This window comes from Halodesulfovibrio sp. (assembly GCF_015482765.1).
Lineage (GTDB): Bacteria > Desulfobacterota > Desulfovibrionia > Desulfovibrionales > Desulfovibrionaceae > Halodesulfovibrio.
Genome location: NZ_JADMLB010000043.1, coordinates 108,096 through 133,022, shown reverse-complemented (window position 1 = coordinate 133,022; position 24,927 = coordinate 108,096). Strand labels below are relative to the sequence as shown.

Below are 24,927 nucleotides of genomic sequence, written 5' to 3'. Positions count from 1 at the left end.
AAAGTTGGTCTTCGTCTCACTATCAACAAGCAGAATGCTCCTGAAATCCCGAAAGTTTTCCAGCTTCTTAAAGATATGGAAATTCCACGCATCTGTCTGTACCACCTTGTGTACTCCGGCCGTGGTTCCGAAATCATTAAAGAAGATCTCGACCATCAGGCAACTCGTAACGTTGTTGACCTCATCATGGATGAAACCAAAAAACTGCACGAAGCCGGTCACCCAAAAGAAGTTCTTACCGTAGACAACCATGCAGACGGCCCTTACGTTTGGATGCGTATGCTCCGCGAAGACCCTGAGCGTGCTAAAGAAGTATTTGAACTGCTTCAGTTCAACGAAGGCAACAGCTCCGGTCGCGGCATCGGCTGCATCAGCTGGGACGGCAGCGTTCACCCTGACCAGTTCTGGAGAGAAAAAGTATTCGGTAACGTTCTCGAACGTCCGTTCTCCGAAATCTGGGACGACATGGACATCGAACTTCTTTCCAAAATGAAAGACAAAAAACAGCATGTTGGTGGACGTTGTGCTAAATGTCGCTTCCTCAACATCTGTGGCGGTAACTTCCGCGCTCGTGCTGAAGCTGTTTACGGCGATGAATGGGCACAGGATCCTGCGTGTTACCTCACCGACGACGAAATTCGTCCTGAGTAGCAGCTTCCCGCTAAATTATGATTCTACCGGCTCCCGCTGTTCCGCTCTGGAAGAGCGGGAGTCCTTTTATAACTACGTTTCAGCAGCACAACCAGCTCTGCTCATGTAGCTCGCCGGTTCCTTCAACTTCCCTTTCCCTATCCTGCTGAAACAGAACGAACCGATCCTTAACGATCAGGAGGATTCAATGGCAGACTTCTACAGAGGGCGTCGCCTTCGCAGCACAAAAGCTATGCGTGCACTTGTTCGCGAAAACCATGTGACAGCTCAAGACCTGATTATGCCTTATTTCGTTGTGGATACTGAAGACTCTGCCTTCCGCAAAGAAATTCCTTCCATGCCCGGACAGTTTCAGCTTTCTCTGGACGAATTTGAAAAACAACTTGCTGAAGCAGTTGATGCAGGCGTCCGCTCTATTCTTCTCTTCGGTATTCCTAAATGTAAGGACGCCACCGGCTCCGAAGGCTACGCTGAAGACGGTATTGTACAGCGCGCCGTACGCCTTGCAAAAGACCGTCATCCGGAACTTGTTGTCGTTACAGATGTCTGCCTCTGTGAATACACAGACCACGGACACTGCGGCATTCTTCAGAAAAAACATGATGATGTCACCGTTGCAAACGATGCAACTCTTGAACTCCTCCAGCGTGTAGCTGTTTCCCATGCAAAGGCCGGTGCAGACATCGTTGCTCCATCAGACATGATGGATGGACGTATTCAGGCACTTAGAGAAGCACTTGATGCTGAAGGCTTTGCTGATCTCCCTATTATGTCCTATGCGGTTAAATACGCTTCAGCTTTCTACGGACCATTCCGCGATGCTGCTGAATCTACTCCGCAGGCTGGGGACCGTAAAAGCTACCAGATGGACCCTGCCAACAGCCGTGAAGCTCTTCGCGAAGCCACAGCAGATGTTCTGGAAGAAACAGATTTCCTCATGGTAAAACCGGCAGGCGCATATCTTGATATCATCCGTATGCTCCGCGACGGCTTTGATCTGCCGCTTGTTGCGTATCAGGTTAGCGGTGAGTACTCCATGATCATGGCAGCAGCCCAAAACGACTGGATTGATCAGGATGCAGTTATCATGGAATCACTTCTCGCCATTAAACGCGCCGGTGCTGATACCATTATCACCTATTTTGCCGAAGACATTATCAAACGTGGATTGGTGCAATAATATGTCAGAAAAAAAAGAATCACTTTGCGGCTGCGCTTCCAAAGACATTGGACGCATTGCTGAAAAAGCACCGCTTGGCCACATGCATGCCCACAAGGAAGCAATTCTGGATACAGGATTACCTCCGCAGAACCGTCCGGCTCAGGCTGAAAAGCCTGCAGGGCATCCACAGATGCCTGAAGGCCACCCCGGTGGTCATCCGCACGGAAAGATGCCTGCGGGTCACCCTCATGGAAATGGCCTTTCCGGCTCCATGGCACGCACTCTTGAAGACGGCTCCCCTTCCTGTAAGCTTATTGCATGGGAAGTAACCCGTTCGTGCAACCTTGCCTGCAAACACTGTCGCGCAGAAGCACACGAAGAGCCATATCCGGGCGAACTGGACACAGATGAAGCAAAAGCGCTTATCGATACCTTCCCGAGTGTTGGTAATCCGATCATCATCTTTACTGGTGGTGACCCGATGATGCGTCCAGATGTTTACGAGCTTGTCGCCTACGCGACAGAAAAAGGGCTCCGCTGTGTTATGTCTCCAAACGGAACACTCATTACACCTGAGACTGCACAGAAAATGAAAGACTCCGGTGTTCAACGCTGCTCCATCTCTATTGATGGCCCTAGTGCTGAATTCCACGACGACTTCCGAGGCGTGGAAGGAGCATTCGACATGTCTCTGCGTGGTATTGAGTATCTGAAAGAGGCAGGTATTGAATTCCAGATTAATACAACGGTAACACGTCAGAATCTTCCGTACTTCAAACAGATTTTTAATCTTTGTGAAGAGCTTGGAGCCGTTGCGTGGCACATTTTCCTGCTGGTTCCAACTGGACGTGCAGCCCAGATGGGTGCTGAAGTTATTACCGCAGAGGAATACGAAGAAGTGCTTAACTGGTTCTACGATTTCCGTAAGACCACCAACATGCACCTTAAAGCAACCTGTGCACCACACTACTACCGCATCATGCGTCAACGCGCTAAAGAAGAGGGTCTTGCTGTTAATGCTGAGAACTTCGGCATGGACGCCTTCACACGCGGTTGTCTTGGCGGCACTGGTTTCTGTTTTATCTCCCACACCGGTCAGGTTCAGCCTTGCGGCTACCTTGAACTGGACTGTGGACAGATTAAACAAACACCGTTTCCTGAAATCTGGCGTAAGTCTGAATACTTCCGTCAGTTCCGTACTAAAGAAGAATATGATGGCAAGTGCGGAGTCTGTGAGTACCACAACGTGTGCGGTGGCTGCCGTGCCCGCGGATACTCCATGAAGGGCTCACACATGGCTGAAGAGCCGCTGTGCAGCTACCAGCCGCGCCGCCAAAAATAATACTCCGTGTAACGCCATATCATCGAGGTCGAAATGGATAAACAACTGGAATCTGCGCTGAGCAGCACTGACCGCAAAGTTCTGACTATTATTCAATCCGGTTTTCCTATTGCTCCACGCCCGTACGAAGTTATCGGCGAGCAGGTAGGTCTGACTGAAGCTGAAGCATTAGCAACAGTACGGTCACTTAAAGAACGTAAGATCATCAGACGCCTTGGCGCTAACTTTAACTCCAAAGGACTTGGCTGGCGTTCAACATTGTGTGCAGCACAGGTGCCTGAAGATCAAATCGATTCTTTTGTGGCAGAAGTAAACTCCCATACCGGAGTAACGCACAACTACCTTCGAGACCATAAATTCAACATCTGGTTTACATTTATCGGCCCAAGCTGGGATGCTGTAGTAGCGACCCTTGCTGAAATTACCGAAAAGACCGGTATTGAAATACTCAACCTGCCTGCAACAGAACTGTATAAGATTAAAGTAGACTTCAATCTTACTGAAAAATAATACCTGCAAGACAATAACAGTCTTCCTATATAAGAATGGCGCAACTGCTATAATTTAGATAGTTGCGCCATTTACTTATGCTTTTCCCAGTAGTATAGAAGGCTAATCTATGTCAGATCTTATCAACCCATACTTTCTTATTTTTCTTTTGCTTCTATACACAGGTATAGTACTTTTTCTTGCGTTCTTTTTTCTTGTCTACAAAAAACCAAGATTCTTATATGGGTTATTATGCAACAGGTTTTACACACTTAAAGACTTTGGAAGGTTTAGTCCGTATTTTAGGTCTAAACTTTATAGCTCTGGTGCGATAATTGCCATTCGCTTTAATATATTTACTGATAAAGTCACTGCAATAAATAGTACTGGAGCTAATCTTCTTGGTATTAAGAAGATAAACAAGAGTACTCATAGCGAAATTGTACACGGAGAGTTTCTTTCAAAAGAATCTCGTGAAGGACTTATTAAAGAGTTAGAGAAAAATAAAAGAGTAGAAAATTACCCTGCCACGTGTACAGTTAACAATTCTTTATTGAAGGTTCTCATTACTGCAGAGAAGTATGATAATGGTGATGTTGAAGCTATGATCATCGACATTACTAAGCATTTCACTATCTATCAAAAAATTGAAGATCAATATCTCTTTTTACAGAATGTACTTAATGCTCTTCCTGTCCCTGTGTTTGTTAGAGATAAAAGCCAACAATATCCATTCACAAACAAGGCATTCAATAAAACTTTTGGAGAGATAGATAACACCACTCTCAAGAAATACTCTTTCCTCTCTCCGCCTGAATTTTCGTCTGGTACGACCAATACATTATCCCCCCTACATCATGCAGAATTTTCAACGCTTATGGGTAAACGCCTGCACCACTTTGAGGTAACCCGTCGCCCTCTCAAAAAGAAAGATGGTGACATCTTTGGAATGGTCGGTATTGCCACAGATATTACGCACAGGAAACGTGTCGAACAGGATCTCCGTGACACAACCAAGCGCTACAAAAATCTTTTCTGGAATGCCGCCGAAGGGATTACTACGGTACAGTATGATGGTCGTCTGACTGAAGCCAACCCCGCAATGGCTACTATCTGTGGATATGATTCACCAAAACAACTTCTAAAAGAAGTAACGTACGTTCGCGATCTATGGCGCTATCCGGAACAGCGTGATCAGTACATAAAAATAGTCCTAGAAAATAAGATTGCCATTGGCTACGACTTTGAATTTGTACGTAGAGACGGAACACTCGGTTGGATGACTATCAGTTCCAGTGGCAAGTTTGATGAAAACGGGCAGCTTGAATCCATTGAAAATATTATCTCGGATATTACGCAAAAAAAGCAGTCAGAAATCGAACTGACACGCTGTGCAAATATTGACAGCACCACAGGGATTCACAACAGAAACGCCCTCGAAAACCATATTGAGGCGCTCTTATCGAAAACAACGCCTTCACCGTTTGCGGTTGTTTTTATTGATCTGAACAACTTTAAGCCTATCAATGACACACACGGGCACTATACAGGCGACAGGGTTCTAGAAGCTATTGCACAACGCCTTGTCAGTAACTGTCGAAGCTCTGACTTCACAGCTCGTCTTGGCGGCGATGAGTTTATTGTCATACTCAACAATGTGACGTGCTCTAAAGCGCTTGCAAACATCACCGAAGGTCTTCTTGACTCTATTGCTGAGCCAATTTCTTTAGGTGGTACTGACCACTCTGTATCTGCAAGTGCAGGTACAAGCCAGTATCCTGCTGATGGCAACACCATCACGGATCTGTTACGAGCTGCTGATGCTTCCATGTATGAAATGAAGCGTTCCAGCAAGGCCAGCAAAATCAATGAACAGCTTGAAATGCTGGCGAGCATTTAATCAGGCAAATAGACAGCCCCTCCAGCCTCCCTTACTTCAAATTCCGTTTTTCTTACATTGCTCTGTCGAAGCTGTTTTCACTCTGCTACGACCTCTCTCTTTTCTTACGCCCTTCTTATTGTTCCAAGTAAGCTCCCCTGCCTGCCACCTTTTACATGCTTCCTTTTTACAGAACAAAAAAAGCCCGACTGCATTGCAGTCGGGCTTTCTAACTGGATGGAATAAAGCTGAGCTAAGCTTAGAAACCAAATCCGCTGTCATCGCTACCGGAAGCACCAAATCCGAAATCATCCGGTACGGAGCTGCCAGCATCTTCAGCAGGAGCTTCTTCAAATGGTGCTGGCTCTGCGCCATCAGCAGCCGCAGCTGCAACTGCTGCACCAGCAGGAAGAGTAGCAAGAGCATCTTTAACTGCTCGAGAAACGATATCTTTAACAGAAGATTCAACTTCTGTTTCGTTGATTGCAACTTTGCCTTCGAAAGTTTTGAGTTCTTTCTTAGCTTTTGCGAGATCAGTCTGAGCAGCTTCAAGCTTACCGGAAAGATCTTCAACTTTTTTCTCAAGATCTGCGGCCTGAGCTTTGAACGGCTCAAACTCTGCTACGTTAGCCTGAAGGCCTTCAATAGCAGCAGACTGCTCTGCTACAGTAGCTTTGGCATCTGCTAATTTATCAAGAACGATAGAAATGCTTGCCATATCAGCAGCTGGAATAGGCTCAACAGAAACGTTGCCGCCCAGCTTAGATGCGTGTTTCTTAGTCCAAGCATCAAATGGTTCGCCTTCTTCGTAGCAACACTGCATAAAACGTGGTTCCATGCTGTACAGCCAGCCTTTGGACATAGGTGCTACTACACCTTCTTCGTCAGCGGAAAGTTCACGCTGGGTGAGGTAGCAAAGCAAATCAGAAACATCGGTGCCGCCTTTACCGGCGATCAGACCGAGGATTGTTTCCATTTTGAAAACTCTACGAGCTTCATCAGACATTGGGGCCTCCTATTATCAAGGAAAGATTTGTTTTCGTAATGGTCTTTTCTTGTTTTAAGAAGTGTGCCCGCCTAGGCAGGCACATAGTCGTTTCTTATTGGCGTCCCATGTGACGTACATAGGTAAGCGCGATGGTACGGTACACAATGTGGCCAAGTTTTGACCAAGGAAGGTACGCGAAGAGCATCCATACTGTTACCAAGTGAACGTAGTACACGGAGTACGCAATCTGGGGGATAGCGGCCAAGCGGAAGAGCTCGGATAATACGCCTGTCAGAGCGACTGCCCAGATGACATTCAACAGATACCAGTCATAGTAATTAGACTTGGTTTTTTCCGGATCTTTACCGCGACGGGTATTGGTAAGGATAGCCAAACCAACGATCAGAGCGATAGCACCAAGGTTAGCCAGAATCTTAACAGGGTTAAGCAGGTTAAGCGGTGTATGCAAAAGATCAATCATCGGGATAAGTTTACCGCCCCAATGGGATGCAGCAATTAATCCGGTAACGACCATAAGTGCTAGGAATGCATAGAATACAAGTAAGTGACCGGTTTTACGATCTGACTTGTCGTCGCCGCAGTCTTTGAACTTCTTATGGGTTGCAACTTCTTCAATAAGAACATCTATGAAGCAACGGAACATGGATTTTTGTTTACCAAGTACCAGCACTTCACCTTCCGGTTTAAATGTAGCCAGAAGATTTTTTGCACCCTTGAAGAAAATACCCACCATTCCGAAGAAGGTGATCATGAAAATAGGGTCAATGGTGAAATCACCAGGGAAAAGCTTACCGTAAACAATCTCGCCTTCTGGGAAGAAGGAACCAATCTGCCCTGCACGAATGAACCAAACAACGGCCCAAATGATAGCAGGAATGGCAATCAGGTTAATCAGGTATTTTGGGCTGGAGAGCCACTTACCGATAAACGGCATCGGATTGATGCGCTGATATACCATGTTACGCAGAGCTGCGAGAAGATCGCCCGGCTTTGCACCACGCGGGCACATGTCTGAACATGTACCGCAGTTATGACAAAGCCAGATATCAGGGTTGTTCAGAAGCTTGTCTTTAAGCCCCCATGAAGCCCATACCATCTCCTTACGCGGGTAAGGATTGCTTGCTGGAGAGATGGGGCAGGCTACGCTGCATGTGGCGCACTGGTAGCACTTTTTCAGCGAGTCCCCACCGACAGCTTGCAACTCTTTTACAAACTGAAGATCAGGTTCGATTCTTTGAGCCATTTTCCATCTCCTCCTAGTAGCCCTTGAATGGGTTAGGACCTTTCTCGAAGACCATATCCATAAAGCTGTCAATCATACCAGGTACTTTATCGTACTCATCAATTGCAACTTCATACTGTTCTACGCGGTCAGGTTCTACACCGAGGCGTTCCAGAGTTTCAGCAATGTTGTCTTTACGACGGTTACAAATCTCAGAACCTTTCACAAAGTGGCACTGGTAGTCGTCGCCGTATTTACAACCGAGCAGCATAACGCCGTCAATACCTTTGGACATTGCGTCAGCAACCCAAATTGCGTTTACAGAACCGAGACAACGTACTGGAATAATACGTACGTACGGGCTCCATGATTTACCGCGGATGGCTGCCATATCAAGTGCAGGGTATGCGTCGTTTTCACATGCAAGGATCAGAACGCGCGGGCCGCCCTCTTCCATGTCATCCGGTACATCGATTTCACGGATCATAGAACCGATCTGGTCAATGTTGTAGTTATCGAAGGAGATAACACGTTCCGGACAAGCACCCATACAGGTACCACAGCGGCGACAGCGGCTGAGGTTTGGAAGCGGAGTACCTTTCTCATCATCGTCCAGAGCGCCGAACGGACACTCTTCTGTACAACGCTTACACTGAGTACAACGAACAAAGTTGAATACAGGGTAGCTTAAGTCACCGGAACGAGGATGAACAGCAACACCACGGTTAGCAGATTCAATGCACTGAATAGCTTTCATGGTTGCGCCGATTGCGTCTTCTTCTACTGCGTCCATCATCATTGGCTGACGAACACAACCTGCTGCGTAAACGCCGGTACGACGAGTTTCATATGGGAAGCAGATGTAGTTGGAATCTGCAAAACCGTCGAAGAGATCAAGATCCGGGAATGCTGGACCCTGACGGTAGTCAAAGTTCATTACTGGATCTTTAGCAGTTGCAGGAACAATACCTGTAGGAAGAACAACCATATCTACTGGAATTTCTACATCTTCACCCATAAGAGTGTTGCCTGCAGAAACAACAAGAGAACCGTCTTCTTCAGCAATGCCTTTAATTTCAGCCTTGGACATCATGATGCCGAGGCGATCCTGCGCTGCTTTGTAGTAACGTTCGTGGATGCCGGGAACAACCATGGAGTCATACAATACGTATGCACGTGCATCTTCGTGAGCATCGCAAAGGTAGTTTGCATGCTTAAGAGCGATCATGGAGTTCACGTAGCTGGAGTATGCAAGGTGACGTACAGACTCAAGGTCTTCATGTACGTATCCTTCTTCTTCCTCTTCGGATGCAGCTTCTTCAGCTTCAACTTCTTCAGGAGCAGAATAGATGTCACCACCGGTTACAGTCTCGGTATTAACGATAAATGCAACGCGTTTTGCATCCAGCTTGCCGTCACGAGCGAGCAATTCATATTCAGCAGAGGTAACAACGTTAGGCACATTGCCGTAACCGAAAGGAGCGAGTAACTCGTTATCCATCGGCTTCCAGCCAGCTGCGAGAACAACTGCACCTACGTTGTATTCCTGACCGCCAACCAGTGCGGTGTACTGACCAGGAGTACCAGTAAGTTTTTCAACAGTTGCGTTAAGAACTACCTTAACATTCTCATTTGCTGTTACTTCTTCAATTTTAGCTTCAAGACCTGTGTCATGCGCTTCTTCATACGGGAATTCAAGAGGAACAGTTTTGAGCATATTCAGTGCTTTACCACCGAGCTGTGCATCTTTTTCCACCAGAATTACGCTGTATCCGTAATCAGCTGCCTGCTTCGCTGCGGTCAAACCTGCCCAACCACCACCGAGAACGAGGATAGTTTTTACAGATTCAAACTCAGGCGGTTCTGGAGTTGCTGTTTTCTGAAGCTTGATAATACCCATGGTCACATAGTCTTTCGCCATGGCCATAAGCAGTTCAGGAGCAGCACCACCCGCAGCCGGAATAGTTCCATCAGGGTTTTTGTACGCCATTGCACATTGTTCGCGAAGGTTAACGCGCTCTACAATAACGTTCTCAAACTCGTAGATATCCCAGTCAACACGAGGGGAAGAACCGCAAATTGCGATTCCGTCAAGCCCGTGCTCAACAATGTCTTTTTTAATTTCTTCACGTGCACTGGCAGCTGCAAGCACAGGAAAAACTTTTACGACAGGGCAGGCATCGCCAAACTTGTTAGATACGCCAGTGCTTAACTCTTCAGCATCAATAATGCCGAGTGCAGACTGGTCAAAATATACGCCAATTTTTTCGGCCATTCTACCTACCTCCCACGAACCGTCTGGATTGCTTTAAGCGCTGCACTAGTACCGGACTGAGCAGTGCGCATAACATCCAGAGGCTTTTGAGCACAACCAGCAGAGAAGATGCCTTTTGCTTCGCCATCAACAACAAAGCCTTCTTCATCAAGAGTAACCCCGAACGGGTTAGCTTCGCCTGCAAGGCTAGGCTGCATACCGGTAGCAAGTACTACCATGTCGTGACGAATCTTAGCTTTATGACCTTTTACAGCATCTTCAACTTCAACAATCACATCGCCTGTTGCTGCATCTTCTTCAACACCGGCTACTTTACCTTTAACGAGATGTAATTTCTCATCGGCAATAGCTTTGCGCATAAATTTGTCATAACGACCAGGGGTACGCATATCGATGTAGTAAATAGTGACGTCAGCATCCGGGTACTGTTCGCGAACGTACAGAGCTTGCTTGAGAGAAGCCATGCAGCAAATGTAGGAGCAGAATCCCAAGTGGTTCTGATCACGAGAACCGGCACACTGCACGAAAGCGATCTTTTCAGGAGCCTTGCCGTCAGATGGACGGGAAATAGCACCGTCAGTAGGACCGTTAGGGGAAGCGAGGCGTTCCATCTGCATGTTTGAAATACAGTTGGTAATCTGGCCTGCGCCAAGGTTGGTAAGGTTGGTAACATCGTACGGTTTCCAACCGGTAGCGAGAATGATGCTGCCAACAGAGAGTTCAATCTCTTTTGGAGCCTCATTAAGATCACACGCATCAGAAGCACCGACTTTAATTGCATCAGCACTGCTTAATTTTTTTGGTTCCAGAACATAGCGATTCGGGAACGCAAAAGGCGTGTCCATGTAAAGCGGTTTACGGGTTGCAAGCCCAAGGTTGAACTCATCTGCTACTTCGCTTTCAAGAGAAGAAGCAAGTTCACCAAGGTCAGCGCTGCTTGGAGCAGTACAGCGAGGAGCAATAGAAACTTTGACAGTAAAGTTTCCAGATTCACCTTCAACAGAATCCACAGTTGCCATTGTTAAAAACTTAACATTCGGATTCTTTTTAATACGCTGGAACTGAATCTCCAATCCACAGGATGGAGGGCAGAGCTTTGGAAAATATTTATTCAGCTGTGCCACTCTGCCGCCGAGAAAAGGAGATTTCTCAACGATGTACACTTCGTAGCCGAGCTCAGCAGCTTCAAGAGCGGCAGTAAGGCCGCTGAATCCGCCTCCGACGACGAGTATGGAGTTCGACATTTAGCAATCCTCCCTACAGTTGTTTCGGGCCTATAGTCAAAACGGCCTAAGCACAGACAATAAGTTGAGAGCACTTACTGTCTCAGCTTAGACCGAATTGATAAGGGAAGAAAAAGGGGCGATTGCGGTGTCCCGCAACCGCCCCGGACGTTCAGTAAGAAGCTCTACAGATTATGCAGTAGGAATGATCTGGTAGTAAGGCTTCTTGAAGATGGTGGTTTCACCAGTCTTCGGATCGTACTTGGAGTTAACGAAGCATTTCCACTTGGAGTCATCAAGACCCATGAAGTCAGCACGGTAGTAGAAACCAGGGTAACGGGTTTCTGTACGGAATGCGATGTGCTGCATGTGGAGACGTACAGTCCAGAGACGATGGTAGTTTTCCCAACAACGGAGGAGTTCGTGAAGGTCACGAGCAGCCAGTTTGAGGGAGTCTTCTTCGAGCATATCAAGCAGGTGGAAACCTGTTGTGAGAGCTGCATCAGAAGTAGTGTAGTATGTACTTACGCCACCACCGTATTCGTCAGTAGCTTTAACCAGACGCATCATGAAGTTCTTAGGAGAGATGTATTCTGGGTTAACTACTGGGTCAGTAGAAACTGCTTTGCCTGCTTCGTAGTTCTTGAACGGACGGTAAATGAGTTCCGCAAGATCTTTGGAGTCTTCAGCAACTGCAGGTTTGTAGTCTTTGTGGTCGATGCACCAGCGTACCATCTGTTTACCACAAATACGGCCTTCTGCGTGAGAACCGGAGGAGAACTTGTGACCAGATGCACCAACACCGTCAGCACAAGTCCAGAGGCCCATAACGGAAGTCATACGGTTGTATACTTTGCCGTTTGCAGCGCGTACTTTGTAGTCTTCTGGAACCCATTCTTCGTCTGGACCGGAAGCCCAGATACCACAACAACCAGAGTGAGAACCAAGGAGGTAAGGCTCGGTTGGCATGATTTCAGAACCGGTTTCTTCTGGCTGAATGTTCATTGCAGCCCAGAGGTTAGCCTGGCCAACACACATGTCGAGGAAGTCTTCCCATGCTTCAGACTCAAGGTGCTTCTGTTCAGCAGGAGTAAGAGTTTCGAATGTGGTCTGCAGTGCAGTCTTGGTATCCATGTAAATTGGACCACGACCTTCACGCATTTCACGGAGCATCATGTGGTTACGCAGACAGGTAGGAATAATGTGACCTTTAGCGTAGCCGCGATCTTCGTAAGGCTTGAGCATTGCGCGGTTAGTTACGCAGTAGTCTTCGCCGCGGAAGTTAGTTGCTTTAGCTTTGAAGAGAAGGAACCATGCGCCAACCGGACCGTAACCATCTTTAAAACGAGCTGGTACGAAGCGGTTTTCCATCATGGTCATTTCTGCGCCAACCTGAGCACACATGGTGTATGTGGAACCTGCGTTCCATACTGGGTACCATGCACGACCCATACCTTCACCAGTTGAACGAGGCTTGTAAACGTTAACTGCACCACCACATGCTACAACCATAGCATTGGTACGGTATACGTGTACTTCGTTATCACGAAGGTTAAAGCCTACTGCACCAGCAATACGGTTTTCTTCGTTAGCATCGAGAAGAAGCTTAACGATGAAGATACGTTCCTGGATACGGTCTTCGCCAAGTGCGTTTTTAGCAGCTTCAGCAACGATGCATTTGTATGCTTCACCGTTGATCATCATCTGCCAGCGACCGGAGCGAACTGGGGAGTCACCATTACGGAGAGACTTGCCAGCAGCTTTAGCAGCAGCACCGTCGAGGTTCTTGTCGTTCTCATCTTTGATCCAGCAAGGGAGGCCCCACTCTTCAAAGAGGTGAACAGAGTCATCAACGTGACGACCAAGGTCGAAGATAAGGTCTTCACGTACGAGACCCATGAGGTCAGTACGAACCATACGAACGTAGTCGTCTGCAGTGTTGTCACCAAGGTAGGTGTTAATTGCAGAAAGACCCTGTGCTACAGCACCGGAACGTTCGAGTGCAGCTTTATCAACGAGCAGAATTTTGAGCTCAGGTGCGTATTTTTCAGCCCAACGTACGGCTTCAAATGCTGCACCACAGTTACCCATACCACCGCCAACCATGAGGATATCAACATCATGTTCTACAACTGCAGGATCTGCAATCGCAACGCCTCTTGGCTGTTCCTTAACGGGAATCATCGGCATGATAATATCTCCTTAGGAATAAATTCCGTAAAAATTAAACCGCAGAGGCCTTTTTGACCATTGTAATGTCAGCTTCTGCAACTTCAAACTTCTGACCCATAGCTTCGATTGGAGCAGCAAGCTCTGCTTCAGTAAAGAGCAGCTCGTTATCGAGGTCAGTTGGCTCCGGCTTACCTTCGAAAGGCTTAATTGAGCCTTCAGGAGTAGTACGGATAGGGAATTTGAAGCGTTTTACATTACCGTTACGGAACTTAACGGTCCACATGATAGAATCAGCGGAACGCATTGGGATACATGTACCACCAAGAGGAGCAAAGTCAGCATATGGACGTGCTGTGATTGCGCCCTGAGGACAAATTTTAACACAGGAGTAGCATTCCCAACATGCTTCTGGCTCCTGGTTGAAGGCCTTCATTTCATCTGCATCGAGAATCATGAGGTCGTTGGGGCAGATGTACATGCAAGCGGTTTTCTCGCCACCTTTGCAGCCATCACACTTGGACGGGTCTACATATGTCGGCATACCTAATCCTCCAACACAACGATTAAGGGGTTTACCTAAAAAGCTTTTTTCCCACGATGGGGTCCACCACTCGATGGAGTCGATAAAGCAGGAACATATTTCCCGCCTCATCCAGGCTCCACCGAATCAGGAAGAGACAGCGATGCGGGCGCTTTCCGTATCGCTTGTGAAAGTTCTAACAAAGCTTTGGAGAAAAGGTCAAGCATCTTGTGCACTTTTTTCACAAAGACTTTTTCTTTTCTTTTAACTAGCTGTTTTTGCAGCATTTCTTGTAAGAACAATTATTCTTGCCTTGCTGGGTTTTGCCAGATGGACACTAGATATTTACAATTATTGGCAGGATGTTGCAAGCAAATCAGAGATAACTTAACGCTTTTTTTCACGTGCGATTTTACCCCGCAAACCATAACTGTTTTATTACGTTGCAATTCTAACACGTTAAGAATCTACTTTTACATTCAAGAAAAGAAATGCGCTTGTTCACACATTCACAACATCTGCTCTTTTGTCGTATTATGTGCCTATTGTGAAATTAAGCACATTCAAAAATACCCCTCATAATATCGTGCTACTATAGATTCAAACTATCCGATCACCCGCTCGGCCGCCTTCCTCATGTTCTATAAAACCCACCTTCTCTATCTTTATGATACATTCCCTCAAACAAACTTTTTGCAAGAAAGCCGGATTTCCACTTGCGACTCTAGCGGTTTCAGGCTAGGGGAACGCCACACCCACAAAGTAAGGCTACATTCCAATGAAAAAAAATATGACCCTAGTTGAAGAAATTTCCGAACTTGATCTTGAGCTTTTAAAACTGTTGGCTCGTCGATCCAAGCTTCTTAAAAAGACCCGTCGCCGCAAAAAAGAAGGCGCAGGTACTGATTCTATTTCAAATGAAAAGCGAATTCGTCTGGCATGGGAAGAGGCTGCATCTAAATTCAGCCGTGACCCGCGTCTTGCTCACCAGATGTTTACTTTGCTTCAGGATATTGATTTTATCTCCCGTGACGATGCAGAAGAACAGTCCAGCTTTGGACTTGCTCCTAACACACAGCCTGTAAACGTAGACATTACAGGCCCTGCTGCTCTGCTTCCGACACAGATCTGGATTGCTCTTGCCGCTGCGAACGGCGTTGAGTGCAACCTCACCGGCATTTCTACTGCCCACCCTGTGTCTGACATCGTTAAAGCCTTCAATCAGGCTGGCGCACGCCTCGGCTGGAAAGGTAACGACCTCTTCTGTAAAGAGTCCAAAGCTCTGGACTTTGCAGACAAGGTAATCTTCGCAGGAAACAGCGAATTTAACGTATACCTTCTCGCATTACAGGCTGCTGCTGCTCATGGCACTCTCAAGCTTACCGGCGGTTCTACACTTAAAGATGCAGACCTTTCTGCATTCCGCAACTTCCTGCCTCAGCTTGGCGCACGCATTGCGCACGTTGTACCTAGATCAAACGGTCTGCCAGTACGACTTGAGTGCTCCGGCGTTATTCCGGAAACAGTTGTTATTCCGGAAAACCTGTCTGAAGAAGCTGTAGTAGCAACTCTTGTTGCTGCAACCACATGGGGTATGACTGTTTCTCTTGATCTCTCTCAGAACGAAGCTGCAACAAACGCACTTGCTATTGTTGCTCCTATCTTTGAATCTGCGGGTATCGAACATGAGATTGAAGGCACCAACCTGGTAGTTCTCGCTGAAGAGCCGGACTTCCCTGTATACCCTGCAATCACCATGGACCCTACAATCTGTGCCAGCCTTCTTGCTTACCCTGCTTTTGCAGGCGGTAAAGTTGCACTGCGCGGCACATGGCCAAAAGGAACCGCAGAAGGCGATGCAGTTGTTTCTCTGCTCCAGTCTGTAGGTCTTACTGTTGCGGTTAAACCGGACAGCATTATCGCTGCCAAACCGGAACGCGGCCACTCCACAGAACCAGTTGATATGCACAACCTGCCGGCCAGCTATTTCCCGCTTGCCATGGCACTTACCTGCATTAAAGCTGCTGCCACCAAGTCTCCTGTTGAAATCCCTGCTGCACCGGCAGGCACTGCAAACGAAGTAATTGAAAGCTTCGCTGCACAGGCCAACATGAGCCTTGAAGATAATAAAGTGCATCCGAATGCAGACACTCCGCATGCTAAAGTCTGGACAAGCCCTGACGCATTCTGGACCATGGCACTTGGACAGCTTGCGTTTATCAACCGTCCGCTTCAGCTTTCCAACCCGGGTACAGTTACTGACCTGATGCCTACATTCTGGATGTTCTACAACACTCTTCCAGAGCCAACCATGGTTCGTAAGCAAAGGGAGGAAAGAAGTGGAGACAAGCCAAAAAGACGTAGAGTCTTTGCCGACAACAATTCCAGAGGTGGAAGCACTGATTAAACAGTACGATAGCGAACTTAAAGCTATTGAAGACGCGTTTCGTGAGCTGGTTGCCTCTGAAGACCCTGCAAAGGGAATCTTCCATGCCAGTGAAATTCATGCAAACCGTCAAAAAAAGAACATTGCAGAAGTTAACAGACAATTTGCAATGAACAGACGGAACAGACTCCGTATGGAAGCTGAGCCATTTTAAAAGTAAAAACGCCGCACTATCACAGTGCGGCGTTTTTTATTTTCCTGAAACTGGACACTTGCCGTAAGATTGCCTATCAATTTCTAAATAACAATTTAGTAAATATAATGCCGGCAATCCTCTCCTGCACGTACCAGTTGCAGAACAACGAACGCCCCCCTGTCTGCACATCGCTCCTCATCCAACGACTCTGTGGAGGAACTTTCTGACAGCTGGCGTCTTTGTATGAGCAAGTGCCGGTAACCTGTAATTTACGACGCATTTCATACGAGGTATCTCATGCAACTTCTTTCCTCTCAAATTACCGGATTCATCGAAAACTCTTCATGGATCAGAAAAATGTTTGAATCCGGCATTGCTTTGAAGAAGCAATACGGTGCAGATGCAGTATGCGACTTCAGTCTCGGCAACCCAGACGTTCCTGCACCTGCAATGATCGGTGACATTCTTACCGACCTTGCAAAAGAAACAGACACCCCGTTTACGTTCGGGTATATGCCGAACGGCGGCTTCCCTTGGGCACGCCAAATTATTGCGGACTTAGTCAAGAAAGAACAGGGCGTTGAAATTACAGCAGACGACGCAGTCCTTACCTGTGGTGCTGCAGGCGCAATGAACGCGTTTTTCCGCGCAGTAATGGAACCGGGTGATGAAGTTTTAGCTGTTGCACCGTTCTTTGTTGAATACGGCTTCTACACATCAAACCATCAGGCTTCATTCAAGACAGTTATGTCCAAGCCGGACACGTTTGAACTGGATATTGAAGCAATTGATGCAGCCATTACACCTAAGACTCGCGCACTGATTATCAACTCTCCTAACAACCCTACAGGGGCTGTCTACACTGAAGAAGAGTTGAAGCAACTCGCAGCTGTTCTTGAAAAACACAACAAAGCTAACAGCCGCCCTATTTACCTCATTGCTGATGAGCCATACCGCTTCCTCGCATTTGACGGCATTGATGTTCCGAGCATTCTTCCCCTGTATGATTATGCAGTCGTTATGTCCTCATTCTCCAAAAACCTTTCCATGGCTGGAGAACGTGTAGGATACATCGCAGTTACTCCGCGCATGGAAGACCGTCAGCAGCTCATCAACGGACTCATGCTCACAAACCGTATTCTTGGCTTTGTGAATCCTCCGGTTGTTGGACAGCACATGCTCAAAGCTGCGCTTACTGCTCAAGTTGATCCTGCTATTTATGAAAGCCGCCGTGACGCCATGGCAAAAGTTCTTTCTGATGCCGGATATGATTTCCATCTGCCTAAAGGCGCCTTCTACTTCTTCCCGAAAGCACCGGGTGGAAACGATGTGGAATTCTGCAACCGACTCATGGAAGAAAAAATCCTCGCAGTCCCAGGCTCCGGCTTCGGTGGCCCGGGCTACTTCCGCTTAACCTTCTGTGTTGAAGAAGAAGTAATTAATCGATCAGCTGAAGGCTTTAAACGCGCAATTGACAGCGTAGCCTAACTCAATACTACAAATAAGGGTGTGAAACAAAAAGTTCACACCCTTATTTTTTGTCTAATTTTCAACAAAGAAGTCGTATTAAATAACTGAATTTGTAACGTAATAAACATATGGTCTTTTTTAAATTTTACAATTGATACAGCGTCATTAACGAACTCAGGGAGTATGTCCATGCAGATTGATATGCATTATTACGGAACATATACTTTGGCACGCGTAGCAGGACTAACGCCGGAAACGGCCGAACTGATTGCTACCGCCTCCCAATTTGTTGATGACAACACCTCGGGTATGACTATCCGATTCTCAGACGGCGGGCAGTTCACCACATTCCCTACGGGCCACCACAGCCATCAAAACGAAAATATATCTTCTCAAGCACAACGCTCTATCTGGATTCCTTTCCATTTCCTTCCTGCTGCATTTGGTGAAACATTCACTGAACGTCTTGTCTGCAAAAAAAACAGCACCGTCGCTGCTGAAATGACAGACCACCACCTTACCCTATCTCATAAAAACTTCGCACCGTTGCTGCTAGGTATTACCGCTCATGTGATTGCAGACACGTTTTCCCACTACAATTTTTCGGGTGTCAGCTCACGTAAAAACAGTGTAAAACCAGATTCTATTACAATTATGGAACCGCAAAACGAAGACTCCGCCCTTGCCGAAGAGCGAATGCGTTTTCTTGAGCGGTTTGAATATGTCCGCCCCAACATAAAAATGCAGGAAGATAATACAGCAGGAGTAGTAGGACACGGAGCCACGGCTGTTTACCCTGATCTCCCCTATCTTGCATGGTCTTACGCAACAGAAGAAGAGCCAAAGCAAGTCATTAGACGATATAATCCAGATGATTTTATGGAAGCAGCAGAAAGCCTTTACAGCCTTTTTGTTCAATTTGCAGAGCAACGCCCTGACCTTACAGAACGTTCCCCCATTCCTTTTGAGAACATTCAAGACTCTCTGGCTATAATTTTTGCGAGCCCAGGGAATAAACACCAGCGTTCCGGCTTCTGGCAATTCGCAATGGCGCAAGGAGGATTTTTAGAAGGAAGGCAGGAAGAAATACCACCGTATAAAGGACAGATGTGGAAAAACAGCTGCGAAGAACTTGCCAGCTGTCCTGAGTGTGGTTTGATTACAGAGATGGATATTTTTAAATTCCATCAAGCAGCTTCGGTGCATAGAACATATGTTTTACAAGAACTATTGCCAGCATATGATATCAGTGTGCTTTAATCACACATCACCCTTCACCTGCATTTGTTGTGTAATAAAATCCATATACTCGTTGTAAGTAAGCCCAACAAAGGCAACAGCACACTCTTCGCCTTTGCCGACCTCCACAGCAAACGTCAGAATTGATTCCCCATTCTCCCCTGCATACTCTTCCGGCGTATTATCACGCAGGCTGATCATTGTCTCATCTGTAAAAATTGATTCTATCCGTAGCGAATCCTCTCCCAAATCAAATCGTTCAATCAAAACAACGTCACCATCCTCAAGACGTGTTCCATCAATAGTTACAGTTCCCCTGTAGCTATCTACATTTACCTTTAAGGCATGGTCTGTTCCAAACTCATCTTCAAAAGTAGGCAGATGCTTGCCGCCGGGGTTTGTTAACCCTTGACCAGGCCCGCTATCTCCACCCGAAGAACCACTATCACCACTAGAAGGCGGAACAGGCTCATCTGAGCCATCGTCTCCCAAACTGTTCTGCCCACCACCTACATCGGAAAAATGCTCTTTAACTTTTCCTGTCAAAGGATCAACGACTACCGGTTCACCTAGCCGTATAGGCTCTCCATCATAAAAATGTATATAGTCCCCACCGTCATGCCCTAGGCGTTCCCCACCCAAAACGTCTCCCATAAAATCGCTACGTTCGCTATTTTCAGGGAGATGCATTTCATTGAGGTAACTGTCATACCTATTCTCAGCAACAAGACTTGACGAGTCAGAAAAGACATCTTCCGTCCTACTCACCTCATTAAAATTACTGTCTGATGACAGAACATAATGATTTTGTTGACCATAAAAAGGCTGCTCATCTGGCAAATGAACAGCCGCACGTTCTTCCAACAATGATAATACATCCAGACTAGCAACGCTGACTATACCTTCTTCCAGCCCGTCCAGTCGATCCAGACCATCAGCCAGATAGTGCATTGCCTCACTAAATGGCTGTTGTAAAAATTCTGAAAGCTCCCCGTCCTTCCACATGATCACTTGCCCAGCAAAGGCGATTCCGTCGGCTATTTCCGAAGGCAACAACAGCTCTGTCCCGCTCCAGTCAAACAACATTCCAAGTGTGGAATCATTTTCAGGGTGCTCGAAATAAGTATCCGACCTCCCCGTAAGGCTGTTTGTCTCAACGTTCTCTTCAGAATCCTGTGTTAACGACAGAAGAGCTTCCTCTCCACCGGAATTTTCTTCTGCCTGTTCCTCTCTACTTCCTATCCTGCTCAACAACACCTTACGAATGAATGAGGCAATTCGAAGTGTGTACATAAAAAAACATCAGTCCTTTCCTTCAAGAAAACAAATAACCATGCCTTTTAGCTATGTATTCTTGATCACTTTATTACGATATTATAAGATGTTGAATAGCTATACCCTCTCGCCGAATAAAATAAAAACAGCAAAAGAAGTTTTTCAATCCTGCGGATAACGTTAAAAAAAAGTCCTTCTGCGGACAAAAAGCCGGATTTGCCGTTAAATGCATACTTTCCTTTCATTATGAAATACAGTACACCTCGCTAGCCGGTTGGGGCTCTTGGGCATCTGCCATTCTAAACTTGACTTATTTCGTAATCTCACTTAACGAACCATCTCTTATGTCTATCTTGCGGAGTGCTGATGTTTGAGACCTTATCTGACAGATTAAACGGTGTATTTGAAAAGTTCAGTGGTCAAAAGACCTTGAACGAAGAAAACGTACAAGCTGGCCTGAGAGAAGTGCGCCTTGCACTGCTCGAAGCAGACGTTAACTTTAAAGTTGTTAAAGAATTTGTTGCTCGTGTGGGTGATAAATGTCTTGGTCAGGATGTACTGAAAGGTGTCGACCCTGCTCAGCAGGTAATCAAGATAGTACACGACGAGCTTGTTGAGCTTCTTGGTGGCGACACTACAGAGCTGAACATTTCTGGCTCTAAACCGGCAGTCATTATGATGGTCGGTTTGCAGGGTTCCGGTAAAACTACTTCTTCTGCAAAGCTTGCCAACTTATTACGCAAGCAGAATAAAAAGCCGTTCTTAGTACCGGCTGACGTTTACCGTCCTGCTGCTATTGACCAGTTACACACACTGGCTAAACAGCTCGGTATTCCTGCGTATCAGTCTACTCCGGACATGAATCCGGTTGATATCGCATCTGCTGCTCTTGCTGAGGCAAAAGAGCAGGAATACGATGTTGTTCTTATCGATACCGCTGGTCGTCTACACATTGACGAACAGTTAATGGAAGAACTTGCTACAATTAAGAGCAATGTTTCTCCACAGGAAATCTTGTTTGTTGCGGATGCAATGACCGGTCAGGATGCCGTGACCGTTGCTGAATCCTTCAACGATCAACTTGAAATTTCTGGTGTAGTACTCACCAAAATGGACGGTGACGCACGCGGTGGTGCAGCGCTTTCCATTAAATCCGTAACTGGCAAATCCGTTAAATTTGTCGGTATGGGTGAAAAACTTTCTGAGATGGAAATATTCCATCCAGACCGTATTGCAGGTCGTATCCTTGGAATGGGCGACGTGCTTACGCTCGTTGAAAAAGCTCAGGCTGAAGTAAGCGAAAAAGAAGCCGAAGAAATGGCTCTCAAGATGCAGAAGGCGGAATTCGATTTTGAAGACTTCCGTACTCAGATGCGCCGCATGAAAAAAATCGGTTCACTGGACAGCATCTTGAAAATGATTCCGGGCATGGGTGCGCTGAAGAACAAACTCGGTGACCTCAATGTGCCGGATAGCGAACTGAATCGTGTTGAGGCTATTATCAACTCAATGACGAATCAGGAGCGCCGCAATCCGCAGCTCATCAATCAGAGCCGTAAAGAGCGTATTGCTAAAGGTTGTGGTCTTAAACTCAAAGACGTTAACGACCTTATCAAAAGCTTTACGCAGATGCGTCAAATGATGAAACAAATGATGGGTGGCGGTAAGGGCAAAAAAGGCAAATTCCCTAAACTTCCCGGCATGGGCGGCTTAGGTGGCGGCGAAATGCCTGATATGAATGCCCTTGGCGGTATGGGCGGAATGCCTGGCGGTCTCCCTGGTATGGGTGGACTTCCCGGTATGGGCGGTTTCCCTGGAATGGGCATGGATGATTCCTCCGGCCCGTCTAAAAAGGAACTCCAGAAAAAGCGCGACGCCCGCAAAAAAGAAAAGAAAAAGAAAAAACAGGGTCGTAAGAAAAAGAAATAATTTCGCCCCTGAATAAAGAAATACGCTGACTCAACAATGTCAGTATTGCTTTCTTGAAAAAAAACCATATGATTACAAAATATAATGGGAGAACAACAATATGGCCGTTAAGTTGAGACTGACCCGTATGGGCAACAAGAAGCGTGCATTTTACCGCGTGGTGGCTGCTAACAACCTGAGCCGTCGCGACGGACGTCCTCTTGAATACCTCGGTTACTACAACCCTATGGTAGAACCAGCTGAAATCAAGCTCGACATGGAAAAGATCGAGAAATGGCTTGCAGAAGGCGCTGAGCCTACTCCAACCGTTCGTGGTCTTATCAAGAAAGCTAAGTAGCTTTTTCTGTTGACAGCTTTCTCTCAGCAGGTCATCGATAGTTGATATTGATATCATGCTGAACAACGAGTGGAGGTGAGTCGTGTTGAAAGATCTAGTTGAGTACATCGCTAAGTCACTGGTGGACAACCCTGACGAAGTTATCGTTACCGAAGTTGAAGGTGAACAGACATCTGTTCTGGAACTCAAGGTTGCAAAAGAAGACCTTGGCAAGGTAATCGGCAAACAGGGCCGCACTGCTCGCGCAATGCGAACCATCCTCGGCGCCGCCTCCACAAAAGCCAAGAAACGTTCTGTTCTGGAAATTCTTGAATAGAACGTCCTAAGGGCACATGACTGAAACTCATTTCATTGAAATTGGATTGATAGTCAAGCCACACGGATTGCGGGGGGAAGTCTGCGTAAATTACTTCGCAGACTCCCCTTTTCTCTTGAAAGGCTCAGTCTGGCTTCAAAAAGGCAAAAGTAAACCTGTTGAACACAAGGTTGTATCTTCCCGCCCTCACAAGGGGCAGGAATTACTTACGCTTGAAAGTTGCCGTGACCGAAACTGTGCAGAAGAATTACGCAATGTGAAGGTTTTGGTTCCCGATGCTGATTTGCCGGAACTCACTGAAGAAGAAGTGTACCTCCATCAGCTCGAAGGAATGAATGTTATGCTTGAAAACGGCACACTTGTGGGTCGTATTACAGCATTCCAGTTCAACCTCGGAGCAGAAGTCTGGGTTATTACAACCGAAGACAAAAAAGAAGTGCTCTTTCCTGCTACAGAAGAATTTGTCAGCGACATCGACATCGAAAATGCAACTGTTACCATAGCGCCGCCTCCCGGCTTACTGGAACTCTACCTAAGCGAGAAGTAGCGCAATTATGCAGTTTAACATTGTCAGTCTTTTCCCGGAGTTTTTTGACTCTGCACTAACCTGCGGGCTTATGAAAAAGGCATCAGACTCCGGTCTGGTCTCCTTCGATTTTCATAACCCGCGTACGTTTGCAACAGACAGACATCAGACTGTCGATGATCGTCCATACGGTGGCGGTCCCGGCATGGTCATGATGCTTGATCCTCTGGTGCAGACTCTGCGCAGTATCAAAAAACCGGGGCGCATCCTCATGATGGCGCCAAAAGGAAAACCTTTTACCCAGTCCATGGCTAAAGAGCTTTCCTCGGAAGAAAATCTTACAATAATTTGCGGTCGGTATGAGGGGTTTGATGCCCGTTTAGAGGAGCTTTTCGACATTGAGCCGGTTTCCATCGGAGACTATGTTCTTAATGGTGGCGAAACAGCTGCTCTATCTATTATTGAATCCACAGCCCGACTGGTTCCCGGTTACATGGGACACGAAGACTCCGGCGACGAGGAAAGCTTTTCCTCCGGCCTGCTCGAGTACCCCCACTACACTCGCCCTGTTGAGTATGAGGGATTAACCGTTCCCGAAGTCTTACGATCCGGTGACCACAAGCGCATTGCAGAGTGGCGCAAGGAGCAATCCTTAAAATTAACTTTGCATGAAAGACCCGACATTCTTCATAGTGCCCCACTCGACGCTAATGATATGGAAACATTGAAGAATGAAGACAGAGAACGCATCGGAAGAAATCTTTATTGCGCACTGGTGCACTATCCGGTTGTCAATAAAGAGAATAAATCTGTTGCTGTTTCTTTGACAAATCTCGACATTCACGATATAGCCCGCTGTTCATGCACCTATGGACTCGGTGGGTACTATATTTCAACGCCTATCGAGGACCAACAGCAAATGCTTGCAGATATTCTCAAGCATTGGGTTACAGGCGCGGGAACAACAGCTAACCCTGACAGAGGGGAAGCCCTGCAAATTATCAAGGGCGTCCGCTATGTCGAGGAAGCGATTGAGGATATTATAGAGCGTACCGGCCAACGCCCTCTACTGGTTGCGACGAGTGCCAGAGGGGCTGGTGACATACATTACGAACAAGTACGTGACGTAATGGTGGACCGACCGATACTGCTCCTGTTTGGTACAGCTCACGGTCTTGCGCCGCAGATTCTGGATATGTGTGACAGAACTCTGCGTCCAGTACGGTACTTGGATGGATATAATCACCTATCTGTAAGAACCGCAGCTGCTATCATCATTGACCGGATATTGGGTGATGCCTTATAGGGC

Annotated in this window: 21 protein-coding genes; 14 read left to right on the top strand and 7 right to left on the bottom strand. The window is 46.8% G+C overall.

Annotated elements, in window-relative coordinates; genetic code table 11:
• From QZY95_RS07055 to QZY95_RS07035, 5 genes are all read left to right on the top strand, one after another.
• Positions 1-651 (top strand): SPASM domain-containing protein (locus QZY95_RS07055; RefSeq protein WP_290921198.1); only part of this gene is annotated, 651 nt, incomplete at its 5' end.
• A gap of 187 nt (positions 652-838) precedes the next feature.
• On the top strand, positions 839-1,831 hold the full coding sequence (gene hemB, locus QZY95_RS07050; RefSeq protein ID WP_290921196.1) for a porphobilinogen synthase: 993 nt from the start codon (positions 839-841) through the stop codon (positions 1,829-1,831).
• Between the two features lie 211 nt (positions 1,832-2,042).
• Positions 2,043-3,155, top strand: coding sequence for a heme b synthase (gene ahbD / locus QZY95_RS07045; RefSeq protein WP_290921204.1), 1,113 nt, complete (start codon positions 2,043-2,045; stop codon positions 3,153-3,155).
• Positions 3,156-3,188: 33 nt separating this feature from the next.
• A complete protein-coding gene (locus QZY95_RS07040) occupies positions 3,189-3,665 on the top strand; it encodes a siroheme decarboxylase subunit alpha (protein WP_290921194.1) in 477 nt (158 codons plus the stop codon).
• 532 nt (positions 3,666-4,197) lie between these two features.
• A complete protein-coding gene (locus tag QZY95_RS07035; RefSeq protein WP_290921192.1) occupies positions 4,198-5,544 on the top strand; it encodes a sensor domain-containing diguanylate cyclase in 1,347 nt (448 codons plus the stop codon).
• A 238-nt stretch (positions 5,545-5,782) separates the two neighbouring features.
• On the opposite strand, the gene QZY95_RS07030 is transcribed toward QZY95_RS07035, so the two are convergent.
• The 6 genes from QZY95_RS07030 to aprB all read right to left on the bottom strand — a co-directional run bounded on the left by QZY95_RS07030 (position 5,783) and on the right by aprB (position 13,965).
• Positions 5,783-6,529, bottom strand: a complete 747-nt coding sequence (locus QZY95_RS07030; protein WP_290921190.1) for a hypothetical protein — start codon at positions 6,527-6,529, stop codon at positions 5,783-5,785.
• A 94-nt stretch (positions 6,530-6,623) separates the two neighbouring features.
• A complete protein-coding gene (gene qmoC, locus QZY95_RS07025; RefSeq protein WP_290921188.1) occupies positions 6,624-7,775 on the bottom strand; it encodes a quinone-interacting membrane-bound oxidoreductase complex subunit QmoC in 1,152 nt (383 codons plus the stop codon).
• 13 nt (positions 7,776-7,788) lie between these two features.
• A complete protein-coding gene (locus QZY95_RS07020; protein WP_290921186.1) occupies positions 7,789-10,029 on the bottom strand; it encodes a hydrogenase iron-sulfur subunit in 2,241 nt (746 codons plus the stop codon).
• 5 nt (positions 10,030-10,034) lie between these two features.
• Positions 10,035-11,273, bottom strand: a complete 1,239-nt coding sequence (locus QZY95_RS07015; protein WP_290921183.1) for a CoB--CoM heterodisulfide reductase iron-sulfur subunit A family protein — start codon at positions 11,271-11,273, stop codon at positions 10,035-10,037.
• Positions 11,274-11,444: 171 nt separating this feature from the next.
• On the bottom strand, positions 11,445-13,442 hold the full coding sequence (gene aprA, locus QZY95_RS07010) for an adenylyl-sulfate reductase subunit alpha (protein ID WP_290921179.1): 1,998 nt from the start codon (positions 13,440-13,442) through the stop codon (positions 11,445-11,447).
• Between the two features lie 34 nt (positions 13,443-13,476).
• Positions 13,477-13,965 (bottom strand): adenylyl-sulfate reductase subunit beta, encoded by a 489-nt coding sequence (aprB, locus tag QZY95_RS07005; RefSeq protein WP_290921178.1) that lies wholly within the window; start codon positions 13,963-13,965, stop codon positions 13,477-13,479.
• A gap of 769 nt (positions 13,966-14,734) precedes the next feature.
• Here aprB and QZY95_RS07000 point away from each other — a divergent pair.
• The 4 genes from QZY95_RS07000 to QZY95_RS06985 all read left to right on the top strand — a co-directional run bounded on the left by QZY95_RS07000 (position 14,735) and on the right by QZY95_RS06985 (position 19,256).
• Positions 14,735-16,351: a 3-phosphoshikimate 1-carboxyvinyltransferase gene (locus QZY95_RS07000; RefSeq protein WP_290921175.1), complete on the top strand. Its 1,617-nt coding sequence runs from the start codon at positions 14,735-14,737 to the stop codon at positions 16,349-16,351.
• Positions 16,284-16,544 carry a hypothetical protein gene (locus tag QZY95_RS06995; RefSeq protein WP_290921172.1) on the top strand — a complete coding sequence of 87 codons (261 nt, stop codon included), beginning with the start codon at positions 16,284-16,286 and terminating at the stop codon, positions 16,542-16,544. Before QZY95_RS07000 ends, QZY95_RS06995 begins: the two co-directional genes overlap by 68 nt.
• Positions 16,545-16,823: 279 nt before the next feature.
• Positions 16,824-18,014 (top strand): pyridoxal phosphate-dependent aminotransferase, encoded by a 1,191-nt coding sequence (locus QZY95_RS06990; RefSeq protein ID WP_290921170.1) that lies wholly within the window; start codon positions 16,824-16,826, stop codon positions 18,012-18,014.
• Between the two features lie 171 nt (positions 18,015-18,185).
• Positions 18,186-19,256 (top strand): DUF6765 family protein, encoded by a 1,071-nt coding sequence (locus tag QZY95_RS06985; RefSeq protein WP_290921167.1) that lies wholly within the window; start codon positions 18,186-18,188, stop codon positions 19,254-19,256.
• Here the strand turns inward: QZY95_RS06985 and QZY95_RS06980 are convergent, their stop codons facing one another.
• Complete coding sequence (locus tag QZY95_RS06980; protein WP_290921165.1) at positions 19,257-20,528, bottom strand: hypothetical protein; 1,272 nt, start codon at positions 20,526-20,528, stop codon at positions 19,257-19,259.
• 348 nt (positions 20,529-20,876) lie between these two features.
• On the opposite strand from QZY95_RS06980, the gene ffh reads away from it, so the two are divergent.
• The 5 genes from ffh (at position 20,877) to trmD (ending at position 24,924) form a co-directional block, all read left to right on the top strand.
• Complete coding sequence (ffh, locus tag QZY95_RS06975; RefSeq protein ID WP_290921162.1) at positions 20,877-22,439, top strand: signal recognition particle protein; 1,563 nt, start codon at positions 20,877-20,879, stop codon at positions 22,437-22,439.
• A 100-nt stretch (positions 22,440-22,539) separates the two neighbouring features.
• Positions 22,540-22,776: a 30S ribosomal protein S16 gene (gene rpsP, locus QZY95_RS06970; RefSeq protein ID WP_066852338.1), complete on the top strand. Its 237-nt coding sequence runs from the start codon at positions 22,540-22,542 to the stop codon at positions 22,774-22,776.
• A gap of 82 nt (positions 22,777-22,858) precedes the next feature.
• The gene (locus QZY95_RS06965) at positions 22,859-23,092 is read left to right on the top strand and encodes a KH domain-containing protein (RefSeq protein ID WP_066852339.1); all 234 of its coding nucleotides are present in this window, start codon (positions 22,859-22,861) and stop codon (positions 23,090-23,092) included.
• 16 nt (positions 23,093-23,108) lie between these two features.
• Entirely contained in the window at positions 23,109-23,639 is a 531-nt protein-coding gene (gene rimM, locus QZY95_RS06960) for a ribosome maturation factor RimM (RefSeq protein WP_290921153.1), read from the top strand.
• 7 nt (positions 23,640-23,646) lie between these two features.
• A complete protein-coding gene (gene trmD, locus QZY95_RS06955; protein ID WP_290921150.1) occupies positions 23,647-24,924 on the top strand; it encodes a tRNA (guanosine(37)-N1)-methyltransferase TrmD in 1,278 nt (425 codons plus the stop codon).
• Positions 24,925-24,927 lie beyond the last annotated feature (3 nt).